A 14,272-nucleotide genomic window follows, 5' to 3' on the forward strand; every position below is an offset into this window, starting at 1 on the left:
GCTTGGATTAAAAAAACTTCCTCATTATTCTTTATTGGAATTTGACGATTTCTAAACGATCAATACTTAGCGTGTCAACCCCAATCTCAGACGAAAGGGTGATTTCCTGCGGTCCTTTCGGTAACTTCATGCGGACTTGTAGCGGTTGATAATATTCGGAAGGATAGACATCCACCACGTGACTTGCTTGTTTCGTTTCAATCTTGACCTGAATTGGGTCATTTAAGGAGAGATAATCAGTGGTTTTGACATAGGCAATCACCAGAAATTCATCTGATTCTTCAATCTGAGGGGTAAAGATAATTTTGTCAGTCGTTGATTCAAAGCCTTGGACGACTTTCTTAGAGAGTGCTGCCTCATCTTCGACAAGCGCTAAATCGCCTTCCAACAAAGCACGGCTAGCAGTTAATCGCAGTCGATTCGGCTCAGCTTTTGGCAACGCTTGAACATGCCACTCATCCAAAGGAGCTTCCAGTAGGACTTTATCCTCTTGATCCCAACCAAACTTTTGCAAGCGGATTGAACGGTCCCAGCCCGAATGATCCCACCGAGCAGCGTGATAAATCAACCAGTCTTCAGAACCATCTTTTGATTTGGCAAATCCATTATGACCAGGTCCATAGACAGTGTTTGTCTGTTGGAAAATCGGCTCTGGTTCCTTTTGCCAATTCGCTCTTTCTAGGGGATCATCAGCTACATCTAGGGTCATAAGACCAAGAGCGTAATCATTGTCCCAGCTTCCACTGGCAGAGTATACCAAATTGACTGTTTCGTCTTTGATAATCACTTGAGGGGCTTCATTGATCAATGGTGTTTGCCGCATTTCCCATTCATATTCTGGTTCTGAGATAAGCCGTTTCTCCCCAATCACTTCCGTAGGGGAGACCATTTCCGCTACATAAAGATTTTGCGCAACATTTTCATACCCTTCCCAGCCCGACCAAAGGAAATAGCGTTTGTCATTGATCTCTAAAACTGTTCCATCAATCGCAAATTTATCATCCATCCCTTTGATCTCTTCCAATTGCCACTCACCCATGTAAGGATCTTTTTGATGATTGACTAATGCGTACATACGATGCGTTTCTGAAGGACGATTAGCCGCGAAATACATCACCCAGCGATCATCTAAGTAATGAAGCTCGGGTGCCCAGATACTTTCAAATTCTGCTGGCATTTCCCAGATGACCTTTTTTTCACCAGCAGCAACGTGAGAGAGGTTTTCAGCACGCCAAAGCGTTAAATTATTCCCAGTCGTTTTGGTATAATAAAAGAACGCTTCCGTTTGCAAGATCCAAGGATCTGCCCCATCATTATCGATAATTGAAGTAAAATCGGACACTTCTTCCCCTGGATTAGTTCCAGTGCTACAACCGGTTATCATAAGCGCAGCAATCAAGATACTTACTCCACTGAGCCAAGCTGCTGATTTCCCCATCGGACATCGCCCCTTTCCTTACCAATCATTTTATTCTATCTGTGGTGGATGAAACTGCTCATTGATCTCTTTAATCGCTGCCAAATCAACTTTTGGTTGGCGGTCATAGGTCAGCAATCCATTGATTTCTTGTTCAACATCTGTCAACTGAGTGTAGCAATAGCCCCAGAGTCCGACAGAATCATAAACAGCTGTCATGATTCGCTGATAATCCTTCAAGAAATCTTGTTGATTTTCCACTGAGGTATAGCCCCAACCGGGTTGCCCCGAAACATCGAAGCCAATACCGCCAAACTCGGTCAATAAAATAGGCTGATCCTGATAAGAAAATCCTCCAGCGAAAATCGGCCATGGGGTCGATACTCGATTCACCAATTTTTCTCTCGTGCTGAGACTGTCTTTGAAGTATAGATATTTTTGCCGTTCAGATTCTTGCCCATGCGCATAATTATGAATCGCACAAATATCTGTCTCCGTCATCGCCCAACCATCATTTGAAATAACCAACCGTTGCTGGTCTAGCGAATGGATAAAGTGATACATTGCTTGAGAAAAATGCTGTTGCTGACGATCAAATGATATTTTTGGCACACCCCAGCTCTCATTGATTGGTACCCAAGTAACGATCGAAGGGTGACTATAGTCCCGAGTGATGATCTCTGCCCACTCTTGCATCAAACGCATCACAGAACGATCGGTATAGATTGCCGGCGCCGCACACTCTCCCCAAACAAGAAATCCTAATTTATCTGCCCAGTATAAAAAGCGTGGGTCTTCTGTTTTTTGGTGTTTTCGGCAACCATTAAATCCCATTTCTTTGGCCAATAAGATGTCTTGTTTAAAGTCCTCATCTGTTGGTGCAGTTAACAAGCCGCTCGGCCAATAGCCTTGATCGAGAACCAACTTCTGGTAGTAAGGCTTGTTATTTAAGTAAATCATACCGTTTTCTGTATGTATTTTACGCATACCAAAATAACTTTTTAGCTGATCGATGGCATTCCCTGCTTCTCTAAGCGTCAATTCAACATCAAATAATTGCGGCTTTTCAGGTGTCCAAGACCAGCCTTCGTGGTGAAAATTCGTCCGAAAAATTTCTTGCTGGAAAATATCAACTGCAAAACTCAACTTAGAAGTGATAAAGTCTGCCTTTCCGCTGGTAACTAAAACATCTTTAAAATAGATTTGATATTCTAAGACTACTTGCGGCTGCAACTGGTTCAGTTCTACATCGATCTTCACGGCGCCAGCATCAAAATCACTCGTAAATTTCACCTGTTGCAGATGGGTTTCAGCAACTACTTCAAGCCAGACTGGCTGCCAGATCCCTGTTGAGTTTGTGTACCAGATTCCTGCTGATTCTTCTTCCCAAAATTGTTTCCCCCGTGGAATGCTTTCATCAAAATGCGGGTCAAATGCTCGCACACTTAGTATTTGCTCTTGTCCAGATACTAGAGCATCCGTGATGTCTATATCAAACGAGGTATGCCCTCCGCAATGATTTTTCACATGATTTCCATTGACAAACACATCTGCTTCATAGTCCACCGCCCCAAAATGCAAAAGGACACGACTTTTTTCAGGGACTTGCACATCGAAGGTCCGATAATACCATACAACGTCGTGCACTTCTCGATGATCAATGCCGCTCAATGCACTTTGATAGACAAAGGGAACATTGATCTTGTACGGATAGTTTGCTTCGTTTGTGTACCACTTTTCTTTTAAACCAAGATTTTGGTCATCAAAGGCAAATTGCCATTCACCATTTAAGCTTAACCAATTTTCTCTCTCAAATTGCGGTCTCGGGTATTCTTCTCTACTCATATTTCCTCCAAAAACAAATTATTTTATGCCACTTTGCAACGACATTGACGCCATAAAGCTTTTTTGCGCCACCAAATACAATAAAAAGGTAGGGATCAAGGCTAAGATTGCTCCAGCAGTTCCAATTCCCGGATAGGTCATGTATTGCCCTTGTAGCAATTGCAGCCCCGGTGTAATCGGCAATTTATCAATATCGTTTATCACGATCGATGGCCACAAGAAGTCATTCCATGAGCCAGTAAAACTAAATAACGCAACCACCGTCAATACAGGTTTGATCAACGGTAAAATGATATGATAAAAGATTTGAAACTCGTTGGCCCCATCGATCACAGCCGATTCATCCAATTCTTTAGGAATCCCTAAAATGAACTGCCGAACGAGAAAAATGTTATAAACACCTGCTGCTCCAGGAACGATGACTGCCAGAAATGTATTGGCCCAACCTAACGTATCAACGATTTTAAAATTCGGGATCAAATTGACCACCCCGGGAAACATCATCGTTCCTAACAATAAGGCAAAAATCAAATCTCTCCCCTTAAAGGTGAGTCGTGTATAGCCATAAGCCGCAAACGAGACGATCACCATAACTAACAGCGTATGTGAAGTTGAAATAATCATTGAATTCACAAACCAGCGGAACACAGGAGAAGAATCATTGCCTTGTAACAAGCCCAAAAAGTTAGCCAGCGTCCAATCTTGCGGAATCAAACTGAACCCAACCTTTTGAATCTCTGCCTCCGATTTAAACGAGGTAAAAATTGCCCATATCAAAGGAAAGATCCAAATCACACAGACGATCGCTAGTAAAATAAAGGCAATTCTTTTCCCTAGTTTGTTTTCTCGCATCTTCATCCCTCCTATCTTTCCATTTTTTTGATGACCATAAATTGCACAATCGAAACTGCCATGATTACAAAACCTAGTAGAATGGCCATCGCTGAAGAAATTCCTGCAACCGAGGTACTACTACCAAAGGCATTTTCTTGGATGTACATCATCAACACGCGAGTAGAATTGTTGGGTCCGCCTCCCGTCAGCATTAGTGGCTGACCATAAATATTAAACTGAGCGATGGTCGTCATGACCGTGGTAAAAACAAGCTGGTTGCGAATACTCGGCAAAGAAATACGGAAAAATTTCGTGATACTATTCGCACCATCTAATTCTGCTGCTTCTAACTGCTCTTTGGAGACGCCATTTAATGCAGCAACATAAATAATTAGATTCCCACCTAATGTCCACCAAATCGTCACGATCAAAATAGCGATCCATGCCCATGGTTGCGTGCCTACAAAATTGATGTCGATACCGAATACTTCTTTGATCGGTCCAAAAGATTTGCTCAAAAGGAACCCCCAAATAATCATGACGGCAGAGATTGCAAATAATGTTGGCAGGTAGAGAATCGATTGAAAAAAACGCATCATTTTTGGTTTAGCAGATAATGCAACCGCTAGCAACAAGGGAATTACAATACATAACGGAACGGAGATTGCCGCAAAAAACAGCGTATTTTTCATTCCATTAAAAAATTGCGTATGATACAACGAGTCTTGATCAAACAAAATCGTTTTAAAATTATCAAACCCGACAAAAATCGGTGTACTGAACAGATCCCATTCAGTAAAAGAAACATAGATCCCAATCACTGCAGGAACTAAAAAGAATAAAAGAAAAAGGAGCATATGTGGACCAATAAAAACGATTGGCCAGCCATTTAACCTTTTTTTCATCAATACCCATCCTTCCTTGTATTTCTAGTGCAGCTCTCAACAAGAAACGACTGTGACAGCCCTTTAAGCCTCCCCATCAGAATTCCTACCCTATCAAAAAATGGACTGAATTCTTTTATGGTCGCTCTTCCTTCTGCCACAGCCTCCACGTGAGAAGATTATTTCATCTTTTCTTCTACAACTTTTTGGATCTCACCAAAAGTCGTTTGAATATCTGCTTTTCCTGTGATCATGTCCCATGAACGATTATCATATTCACCAAAGATATACGATAAGCCATCAACTGCGTTAACAGAAATTGCCGCTTGTCCTTTTTCTGTCTTCAATAAGAAGGATTGTGGCATCTCAACATATTCTTCATTGTCTAGCATTGCTAAGGAAGTAGGATTTGCACCTGATTTGACCCACTCTAATTGGTTTGCTTGTAACCAAGTCAGAAAGTCGACCATGCCACTTTTCTTTTCATCGGAACGTTCCTCGTTCGTTTTGAACATCGCAAACTGATCGACGCCTGAACCCTGAATGATATGTTCCGCATTCCATTGAGGAGTAAATGTTTGACCCCAAGTGAAGTCACTGATTTCTTCCATATTACTTAGCATCCATGTTCCTTCTGGAAGAAAAATCAGCTGCTGGTTTGCAAAAAGTTTATTTGCATCTTCACCATCTGGGACCATGTAGCCGGCATCGTATAGATCCTTAAACTCTTGAACGGCATTGTAAGAAAACTCATTATCGATATTGATGTTTCCTTGTGCATCTTGCCATTCCCCACCCATTTGTTGGTAGAGATTCGAATAATTCTGCATGCCCCATGTATAGCCAAAACTATAGATACCATCTGCTTTTGCTTTTTCCCCAGCTTGTCTGATTTCTTCGTACGTCACTACGCCATCATCCAACGCTCCTGGAACATATTTATCCACCAAATCTTGGTTGTAATACATCACCCACGAACCCATGGTTGCCGGAATCCCATATTGACTATCATCCACTACACCAGTGTCCCAAGCAGCTTCTACGTAGTTTTCCCGTGCCAATTCTGTCCCATCGATCATGTCATCCCAAGTTTCAAGCATGTCTTGGTGTTTATACGTAGGCAAAGCTTCTGAGGCGATCAAAGCCAAATCAGGGACACCTTTCCCTGATTTCCCCGCAGTCGTCAACTTTGAAGTAAAGGTGTCACCTTGCATGCTTACTAACTTCACTTTAAAGTCTGGGTCTGTTTCATTGTATTGATCAATCGTTTTTTTGATTTTTTCACCGTCCGGTCCTGTTGTCGAAGACCAAAGCAAAATTTCTGAATTATTACTTGAGCTACCACTTCCGCCACAAGCAGCTAACAACACTGTGCATAATAAGCTTGTCCCTACTAAAACAATTGATTTACTTACTTTCATTTTTTACACTCCTTTTAATTTAACTAAAAAGTAAAATGACATCCAGTTATCAATAAACATAATCGTTAGACTATCGTCGAATAATGTTTACACCGTAAAGTTACTATAAATATAAAGCGCTGTCAACATTATTTTAACAAGGGATATCCAAAATAAACATCATTTTACTATTTTGTAAATTCACAAGGTTGTGTTATAATTAAACCATCTTTTCATTAAACATTTTAGTATAACGAGGTGATCGCTATGGAATTGGATCTAACGAACGCATCTTTACCGATCTACGAAGCACTGGCAAATGAAACTCGCTTAGCGATTTTAAGAGAATTAGGCGATAAGAAGAAAAGCATCAGTGAAATTGGACAAAAATTAGCAATCAGCAATGCTTTGATGACCAAACATATCCGTAAACTCGAAGAAGCTCAGTTGATTAAAACAGAAAAAGGATCGGGGCAAGACTGGAAGAAAAAATATTTATCTCTAAAAACTGATTTCATCAATATCAATTTCCCAGCAAAAGTGTTTCCAGAAATGAATCTAACCTCCCAATCCGTGAAAATTGGCCACTTCACCGATTTTAAAGCTGAGCCTTCTTGTGGAATGGCGACCAAAGACCGCTTGATTGGCGCCTTAGATGATCCAAAATCTTTTCTGGATCAAGAACGTGTTGATGCAAGTATCATCTGGCTAAATAACGGTTTTTTAGAATACAAAATCCCAAATCCTTTGAAAAATGGTGAAAAAATTGAATTACTAGAAATTAGTATGGAGATCGCTTCAGAGTTCCCCATTTCGAATAACTATTGGCCCAGCGATCTTTCCTTTTACTTAAACAATCACTGCATCGGTAGCTATACCGTACCAGGAAACTTTTCGGATGTCAGAGGTTCTCTGACTCCGCAATGGTGGATCGATGAGTTCAGTCAATATGGATTACTTAAGCATTTACGCATCAATCGCTATGATACTTCCCTCGATGGAGAAAAATTAACCGATCACAACCTGAATGAAATCGACTTAGACCACAGTGATTTTTTCACCTTTAAAATTGCTGCACCTGCAACTGCCGAAAATGCTGGTGGTTTGACCATCTTCGGCGATCGATGGGGAAATTATCCTCAAGATTTATTGTTCAATTTTTACGTATCGGAGTAACTGTTATCGTTTCATTACACAAAAAAAGCACGTAGCGAAAAGAGATCACTCCCTCAGCTAGTGCTTTTTTTCTATTCTCTTACGCTGTGGCAAAAATGCGTTCGATCAACTGCATCACTGCTCGGACTTCTTCGTTTTTAACGATAGGTTCGGCACCGTTGCGTACAACGTTGTAAAAATTCTTGTAGAAAGGTTCAAAATCTGCTTCGGCTTTCGGGAAAGGAATTTCTTTGGCTGCCAATTCCGATGGGGGTGCCATCGTTTTCGTCAAGCCGACGCCTGCTTGGACTGGTTTTGGTGCTGCCACATCTTCGCGACCTGTTGCTTGCACCATTTCCCCATTTAAATCCCAATCGGTGATGGTGGCTGTTCCTTCTGTTCCTTTGATGTACCAGCGAGGCAATTGCGTGTAATTGGAGGTTCCAACTTCCACGATTGCTTTGACCCCATTTTCAAAGGTAATCAAAGCGAAGAACCCATCATCGACTTCTTCCCCCAACACAAAGCTAAGATCCGCTTTAACATCTTTCACTGGACTGTCGATCAGCCATAACATTTGATCCAGCAAGTGAACGCCCCAGTCTAAAAGCATTCCCCCACCTTGTTTTTTCACATGGCGCCAGTCTCCTGGGATGCCGTTTGCCCCTTGGACCCGTGATTCTAATTGGAACAAATCACCGATCTGTCCATTACGGTACAGTTCGCGTACAAGTAGAAAATCAGGATCCCAACGGCGGTTTTGGTGAACCATAAAGGTATTGCCAGTTTCTTGGGCAACCGCCACGATCTCATCTAGTTCCGCAGTATTCAGCGCAACAGGCTTCTCACAAACAACATGTTTGCCTGCTTTCAACGCAGCGATCGATAACTCTTTGTGCAAGTCATTAGGTGTGGCGATCAATACTGCTTCGATCGTCTCATCGGCTAAGACTTCATCATAGCTTTTAAAGATCTTATGGCCTTTTTCTTGGGAGATCGCTTGACGTTCTTCATTGATATCGTAAGTTCCTACGATGTGGATTCGTTCGTTTTCATTTGGTAAGATATTGTGTACATGGTACGCACCCATGCCGCCATATCCGATTACTGCAAAATTGATTGCACTCATGTCTGACACTCCTCGGTTTTCTTCTTATGCCCACCACATGGATGAAGCTTCTTCACGGATCATAATCGTCTTCAAGTTACTGATGGCACGAGTCAGTCCTTCATCAATGGACATGATTGGATCTTCATGTTCAATACTCAAGACATAATCATACCCATAAATTCTAAGCGCAGAAATAATATCTGACCAGACTTGTAAGCTGTGGCCGCAACCGACTGAACGGAAGGTCCAAGCTCGGGTTTTGACATTGCTATATGGCTGCATGTCCGTCAAGCCATGCATGTTGATATTGTCTTGATCCAAATACGTATCTTTGGCATGGAAGTGATGGATCGCATCGGCTTCCCCTAAGATTTTGACCGCTGCCACTGGGTCGATCCCTTGCCACCATAAATGACTTGGATCCAAGTTACAGCCGATGGCTTTCCCCGCAGCATCCCGCAGTTTCAACATCGTATAAGGGGTATGTGCCAAAAAGCCACCATGAAGTTCGATCCCAATTTTAACACCAGCCGCTTCCGCTTCCGTGTTGATGCCTTTCCAATAAGGAATCAGTTTTTGTTCCCATTGATAATTATAATTGTCATCGTATTCCGTTGGCCATGGCAATACTGGCCAGTTGACTTGTGTATCTGTTGCATTTCCGCCTGAAACGCCTGAAAATCCGTTCACAACAGGTACATTCATTAAGCTGGCTAATTTGATGGTTTTGCGCAAAAGTTCATCGGCTTCTTGCGCTTCTGCTTTTAATGGAGAGATTGGGTTGTTGTGACAGCTCAAAGCTGAGATTTCCAATCCTTTATCAGCTAATTTCGCTAAGTATTCTTTTCGCTCTGCTTCACTTGCTAGTAAACGGTCAATGTCTAAGTGGGCATTGCCTGGAGAACCACCGGTACCGATCTCGACGGTTTGCAGCCCTTTTTTCGCTACTTCATCGATCATTTCTTCAAAGCTAAGTTGATTGAATAACGGGGTAAAAACACCTAATTTCATTTTCTTTCCTCCTCAATTGCTTGAAAATGCCCATATGTTGGGTAACGATTTTCTGTTGGTGCACACCAGCGAGCCGCATTTTGGATCACTTTTTGCACTTTGGGATTGTAATAGCTTGGGAATGTCTCATGACCAGGCTGGAAATAGAAGATCTTGCCATTCCCACGGCGGAATGTACAGCCGCTGCGGAAAACTTCACCACCAGGGAACCAACTGACAAAGATCAATTCGTCCGGCGCTGGAATATCAAAGTGCTCGCCATACATTTCCTCTTGCTCTAGTTCGATCCATTCGCCGACTCCTTCAACGATTGGGTGGCTCGGATTGACATTCCAGATCCGTGCATGCTGATCGTCTACCCGCCATTTCAAATCGCACGACGTTCCCATCAAGTTTTTAAAGATTTTCGAAAAATGACCAGAATGCAAGACGATCAGTCCCATTCCTTCCCATACACGCTGCTGCACACGAGCAACGATAGCATCATCGACTTCTTCGTGCGCCATATGGCCCCACCAAACCAACACATCCGTATCAGCCAATACTTGCTCCGTCAACCCGTGTTCTGGTTCATCAAGGGTCGCCGTTCGCACTTGGAAATCATCCTCTTCTAAAAACTTGGCAATTTGACCATGGATTCCTTCGGGATACATTTTTTGGACGGTCTTATTTGTTTTTTCATGACGAAACTCGTTCCATACCGTAACATGGATCATTGGTAGACCTCCTCTACGATGTTTTTTAATTGCAGATAATCAATCCCGCTGGCTTCTAAAGGAGCGAATTTTTGAAACGCTTCTTGCTCGACGATCAACCATGGTAGTTCTAATGCTTTAGCTGCTTCTACATACGACTTGATTGGTAAAATCCCATTGCCGATCTCGGTGCTTTCCTGCGGCTGCTCTTGCATATCTTTGATATGAACCAAGCCGACCTTCGTTTCGCGTTCCTTTAGCCAAGGTAAAACAGCCACGTTTGCAAAGGCTAACCAGTAAAGGTCGGCTTCCAAACGCAGTTGCGGATTGTCTTTGATCAGTTCATCGATCATAGATTCTCCAGCAACTTCAGTAAATTCATGGGCATGGTTGTGGTAGTAGCAAGTCAGCCCTTCTGCATGCAATTTTTGGGTGATCTGGGTCAGCTCCGCAGCAAAAGCTTGCCATTTTTCGAAAGAATCAAAACTGGCATACGGAATGACGATCCGTTGATTGCCAATCGTTTTTTCAAAAGTGACGGTTTCTTCAAAACGATCTCGCAATGCTTCAAACGGGATATGGGAAGCCGCGACCGCCAAATCCAACTGCTCCAGCATTTCTTTGATCTGAGCAGCACTGTGTCCATGATAACCGGCAAATTCAACACCGTCATAGCCGTTTTGTTTAACTGTTTTCAACGCTTCAAAAAGATCTGTCTTGCAGTCCTCTTGAATACTCCAAAGCTGTAAAGCGATTTTCGGTTTTGTCATTTATGCTCGCTCCTTTTCTTCCAGCAGTTCTTATAGGTAGACTGGCTCACCGGTTTGCGATGATTTGTAGATCGCTTCTAAAATCTCCGTCACGACCATTGCTTCTTCAGGTTTGACCACTGGTTCGGTATCGTTGATGATCGCATGGATCCACGATTGTGCTTCTAAAATTTCTGGCGTCTCGCCGTTTCCTTCATAAAAATCAACGCCGCCTGTTTCAAGTTCGATATTTTTTTCATACAGCAAACTGTGGTCTTCTCCGTTGATGGTCAAACCGTTGTTCATATCCGCACCCGCTTTGCTGCCCATCAGTGTCGTTTTGGCTTCTTTCACATCCAAGCTGTTGAGCGCCCAGCTAGCTTCTAAGAAAATCGTTGCGCCATCTTCCATGACCACAAAACCAAAGGCCGAATCTTCTACTGAGAATTTCTCTGGATCCCAAGGACCCCAAGCATTTGCGGCATTTTTGGTTTGCGACAACTCATGATACGCTTTTCCGACAACAAATTTTGGTTTGTAATTGTTCATCATCCATAAGGTCAGATCCAATGCGTGGGTACCAATATCGATCAACGGACCGCCGCCTTGCGCTTCTTCATCAAGGAAAACACCCCAAGTTGGCACAGCCCGACGTCGAATCGCATGAGCTTTCCCAAAATAAATGTTTCCTAACTGTCCTTCGGCGCACACTTCATGAAGATAACGAGAATCTTTTCTAAAACGGTTTTGGTAGCCGATCGTGAGTTTTTTCCCTGTTCGGTTAGCTGCTTCGATCATTGCTTTGGCTTCTGCCGCTGTTTTTGCCATTGGTTTTTCACACATGACATGACAATCCGCTTCTAGTGCGGCAATCGTCAACTCAGCATGTGAGGCGTTTGGTGTACACACATGGATCACATCTAGATCAGCTTGTGCCAACATTTCTTGATAATCGCTGAATACTTGGGCATCTTCGGTCCCAAATGCTGATTTCGCTTCAACTGCACGTTCAACCAGCAGATCACAAAAGGCAACCATTTCTACTTCTTCTACTTGAGACAAGGCAGGCATGTGTTTGCCGTTTGCGATCCCACCGCACCCAATGATTCCAACTTTAACTGTCATATCTTTCCTCCTGAAAACGCTTATTATTTTCTACCCCCTCATTATAGCGAAACATCGAAAGCAGTTCTTCCCAGTTTCCATTGAAAAAATTCCCGAAAATTATCTTATGAAACTTTAACAAAAAGAACCACTCCACAATTTATGCAAAGCGCTTAAAAAAACACTATCGAGAAAAAAATAGTGCCAAATTGACAAAAAAACAGTCGACAAGCAAAGGCTCATCGGCTGTTTCTATCAATTTTGATTCAGTTGTTTCTGGTACTGCAACGGTGATTGACCAACGGCTTCCTTAAAGACATGGTGAAATGTTTTGACACTGGCAAAACCTGCTTTTTCAGCGACTTCTGCCATGGGGATCTTTTCATTGGCCAAGATAAATTTGGCTTGATTGATGCGGTATTCCGTCAAAAACTGCATGAAGGTCTTGCCAGTATTGGTTTTAAAGAAACGCGTGAAATAATGGGGACTAAACCCTACATGTCTTGCGGTGTCCTCCATCGTCAAGACTTCTTGGTAATGAGATTCGATGTACTCAAAGACATCATTCAGACGCTGCAAGGTTTCTTTGTATTGTGCGGCCGTTCGTTTTAGCGGATTGACGGCTTGTTTGCGCTTTGGCAAACCTTGATAGCACTCCCCAATCAACTGGTAAAGCAGCCCGAGAGTCAAATAACGCTTCCCAACAACATTTTCCTCTTCCAACTGATACAACTCGATCAAGAGACCTGTTATTTTTTCCGTAAAACTCGTTGGCCAATTTTTGCTGTGGGGCTCCCCTTCTTCAAAGAGTGTCATCAAGGATACTTCATTTTCTCGAAGCAACGGCTCTTCAAAAAGCTTCATATCAAATTGATAGACATAGCGTTCACTCTCAGGCGATGCTAGAAAATAGTGGGGTTGCCCGCTGGAAAAAAGATACAGATCCCCTTCCTCCAACTCAATGATCGTATCGTCAACACCAATATTGACCGTGCCGCGCTTAGCGTAAATGATCTCGATTTCTTTATGGACATGGGGGTAAACGATGGTCAAACCATCATTTAGAAACGTTCGAAAACGAAATTCACTTTCAAATTCAGGAATTTCAAGGTACATACTCATGGCTGACCGACTCCTTCGCTCTATTCTTATTTATTATAAGCGAAAAATTGTCCAAGAGAAAACCTTTTCTCAGCCAATCATAGTTTCTTCTGCTTTTTTGTGGTATCGTATTCAAGAAAAGGAGTCTTGTTTATGAATTATTATGATCAACATCTGCATACATTTTTGTCTTTTGATTCAGATGAACAGTTTGAGAATTACCTTGCTTACCAGCCTGCCTACTTCGTTGCGACAGATCATTTCGATTTGAAGAACCCCTATTCGGGATTCCGTGATGATATCCCTGACTATGAATTACTAGTAAATACCCACCAGAAGCTGCAAGAGACCACAGCGACGAAACTCTTAAAAGGCATCGAGATTGGTGTCGTGCCTGGTCAAGAACAAGAAATCTTGCGCTATCTTGAAAGCCATCCCTATGACTTGAAATTGATCAGTATCCATCAAAACGGTACCTTTGATTATATGGACGATGCCGTGTTGAACAAGGACAAATTTGTAGTTGCCAAACAATACTTTGACCAAATGGCCCACGTGTTGGACTCGTTTTCTGACGGGCACATCGTGACCCACTTTGATTATGGCTTGCGTCGTTTCCAATTTACAGCTAAGGAATTGGCCGCCCATTTTGAAACAGAGTTAACGACGATCTTCAAAAAAATCGTTGCCCGTGACTTAGCGATGGAAATCAACGCGAAGAGCTTTGGCCCCTATCAAAATGCCCACCTTTATCAATATGCAATCCCGCTGTATCAAAGTGTCGGTGGTAAATTGTTCACCCTTGGCTCTGATGCCCATAAAGCCAGTGACTATCGGTTAGATTTTGCAGCGATGAGCGATCTATTGCGTTCCTTTGGTGTCAAACAATTAGCGGTCTTTCAAGGTAGCGAACGGTTTATGGCGGATCTGCCTGCACAATAACGTCACCTTTGAATGCACTCTACA

13 protein-coding genes are annotated in these 14,272 nt (G+C 42.6%); 2 read left to right on the forward strand and 11 right to left on the reverse strand.

Translation table 11 applies throughout. The features are described from left to right. Positions 1-31 precede the first annotated feature (31 nt). The 5 genes from A5867_RS15655 to A5867_RS15675 form a co-directional block, all read right to left on the reverse strand. Positions 32-1,438 (reverse strand): glycoside hydrolase family 43 protein, encoded by a 1,407-nt coding sequence (locus A5867_RS15655; protein WP_087628009.1) that lies wholly within the window; start codon positions 1,436-1,438, stop codon positions 32-34. Positions 1,439-1,468: 30 nt separating this feature from the next. Continuing rightward, positions 1,469-3,262, reverse strand: a complete 1,794-nt coding sequence (locus A5867_RS15660) for a glycoside hydrolase family 2 TIM barrel-domain containing protein (protein WP_087628010.1) — start codon at positions 3,260-3,262, stop codon at positions 1,469-1,471. A gap of 18 nt (positions 3,263-3,280) precedes the next feature. Further along, positions 3,281-4,114, reverse strand: a complete 834-nt coding sequence (locus A5867_RS15665; protein ID WP_087628011.1) for a carbohydrate ABC transporter permease — start codon at positions 4,112-4,114, stop codon at positions 3,281-3,283. An 11-nt stretch (positions 4,115-4,125) separates the two neighbouring features. After that, entirely contained in the window at positions 4,126-5,001 is an 876-nt protein-coding gene (locus A5867_RS15670; protein ID WP_016609464.1) for a sugar ABC transporter permease, read from the reverse strand. 158 nt (positions 5,002-5,159) lie between these two features. Continuing rightward, positions 5,160-6,401, reverse strand: a complete 1,242-nt coding sequence (locus tag A5867_RS15675; protein WP_086337881.1) for an extracellular solute-binding protein — start codon at positions 6,399-6,401, stop codon at positions 5,160-5,162. Between the two features lie 246 nt (positions 6,402-6,647). On the opposite strand from A5867_RS15675, the gene A5867_RS15680 reads away from it, so the two are divergent. After that, positions 6,648-7,556 carry a helix-turn-helix domain-containing protein gene (locus A5867_RS15680; protein WP_008380365.1) on the forward strand — a complete coding sequence of 303 codons (909 nt, stop codon included), beginning with the start codon at positions 6,648-6,650 and terminating at the stop codon, positions 7,554-7,556. Between the two features lie 79 nt (positions 7,557-7,635). On the opposite strand, the gene A5867_RS15685 is transcribed toward A5867_RS15680, so the two are convergent. The 6 genes from A5867_RS15685 to A5867_RS15710 all read right to left on the reverse strand — a co-directional run bounded on the left by A5867_RS15685 (position 7,636) and on the right by A5867_RS15710 (position 13,327). Next, on the reverse strand, positions 7,636-8,664 hold the full coding sequence (locus tag A5867_RS15685) for a Gfo/Idh/MocA family oxidoreductase (RefSeq protein ID WP_010749991.1): 1,029 nt from the start codon (positions 8,662-8,664) through the stop codon (positions 7,636-7,638). Positions 8,665-8,688: 24 nt separating this feature from the next. Further along, entirely contained in the window at positions 8,689-9,657 is a 969-nt protein-coding gene (locus tag A5867_RS15690) for a sugar phosphate isomerase/epimerase (protein WP_005228209.1), read from the reverse strand. Next, positions 9,654-10,373, reverse strand: a complete 720-nt coding sequence (locus A5867_RS15695; RefSeq protein ID WP_016609470.1) for a trehalose utilization protein ThuA — start codon at positions 10,371-10,373, stop codon at positions 9,654-9,656. The genes A5867_RS15690 and A5867_RS15695 overlap by 4 nt, the downstream gene beginning before the upstream one ends. After that, positions 10,370-11,122, reverse strand: coding sequence for a sugar phosphate isomerase/epimerase (locus A5867_RS15700; protein WP_087628012.1), 753 nt, complete (start codon positions 11,120-11,122; stop codon positions 10,370-10,372). The genes A5867_RS15695 and A5867_RS15700 overlap by 4 nt, the downstream gene beginning before the upstream one ends. Before the next feature lie 30 nt (positions 11,123-11,152). Then, complete coding sequence (locus A5867_RS15705; RefSeq protein ID WP_005228203.1) at positions 11,153-12,226, reverse strand: Gfo/Idh/MocA family oxidoreductase; 1,074 nt, start codon at positions 12,224-12,226, stop codon at positions 11,153-11,155. Positions 12,227-12,460: 234 nt separating this feature from the next. Next, positions 12,461-13,327: an AraC family transcriptional regulator gene (locus A5867_RS15710; protein ID WP_005228201.1), complete on the reverse strand. Its 867-nt coding sequence runs from the start codon at positions 13,325-13,327 to the stop codon at positions 12,461-12,463. A 132-nt stretch (positions 13,328-13,459) separates the two neighbouring features. On the opposite strand from A5867_RS15710, the gene A5867_RS15715 reads away from it, so the two are divergent. Then, positions 13,460-14,248: a PHP domain-containing protein gene (locus A5867_RS15715; RefSeq protein WP_087628013.1), complete on the forward strand. Its 789-nt coding sequence runs from the start codon at positions 13,460-13,462 to the stop codon at positions 14,246-14,248. Positions 14,249-14,272: the final 24 nt, after the last annotated feature.

This window comes from Enterococcus sp. 6D12_DIV0197 (assembly GCF_002174385.1).
Classification (GTDB): domain Bacteria; phylum Bacillota; class Bacilli; order Lactobacillales; family Enterococcaceae; genus Enterococcus_D; species Enterococcus_D casseliflavus.

What these genes read in the sequence shown, in the direction of transcription:
- A5867_RS15685 (WP_010749991.1), bottom strand. Translation starts at nt 8,664, where the DNA reads ATGAGTGCAATCAATTTTGCAGTAATCGGATATGGCGGCATGGGTGCG.
- A5867_RS15675 (WP_086337881.1), bottom strand. Translation starts at nt 6,401, where the DNA reads ATGAAAGTAAGTAAATCAATTGTTTTAGTAGGGACAAGCTTATTATGC.
- A5867_RS15710 (WP_005228201.1), bottom strand. Translation starts at nt 13,327, where the DNA reads ATGAGTATGTACCTTGAAATTCCTGAATTTGAAAGTGAATTTCGTTTT.
- A5867_RS15680 (WP_008380365.1), top strand. Translation starts at nt 6,648, where the DNA reads ATGGAATTGGATCTAACGAACGCATCTTTACCGATCTACGAAGCACTG.
- A5867_RS15655 (WP_087628009.1), bottom strand. Translation starts at nt 1,438, where the DNA reads ATGGGGAAATCAGCAGCTTGGCTCAGTGGAGTAAGTATCTTGATTGCT.
- A5867_RS15690 (WP_005228209.1), bottom strand. Translation starts at nt 9,657, where the DNA reads ATGAAATTAGGTGTTTTTACCCCGTTATTCAATCAACTTAGCTTTGAA.
- A5867_RS15705 (WP_005228203.1), bottom strand. Translation starts at nt 12,226, where the DNA reads ATGACAGTTAAAGTTGGAATCATTGGGTGCGGTGGGATCGCAAACGGC.
- A5867_RS15700 (WP_087628012.1), bottom strand. Translation starts at nt 11,122, where the DNA reads ATGACAAAACCGAAAATCGCTTTACAGCTTTGGAGTATTCAAGAGGAC.
- A5867_RS15695 (WP_016609470.1), bottom strand. Translation starts at nt 10,373, where the DNA reads ATGATCCATGTTACGGTATGGAACGAGTTTCGTCATGAAAAAACAAAT.
- A5867_RS15660 (WP_087628010.1), bottom strand. Translation starts at nt 3,262, where the DNA reads ATGAGTAGAGAAGAATACCCGAGACCGCAATTTGAGAGAGAAAATTGG.
- A5867_RS15670 (WP_016609464.1), bottom strand. Translation starts at nt 5,001, where the DNA reads ATGAAAAAAAGGTTAAATGGCTGGCCAATCGTTTTTATTGGTCCACAT.
- A5867_RS15665 (WP_087628011.1), bottom strand. Translation starts at nt 4,114, where the DNA reads ATGCGAGAAAACAAACTAGGGAAAAGAATTGCCTTTATTTTACTAGCG.
- A5867_RS15715 (WP_087628013.1), top strand. Translation starts at nt 13,460, where the DNA reads ATGAATTATTATGATCAACATCTGCATACATTTTTGTCTTTTGATTCA.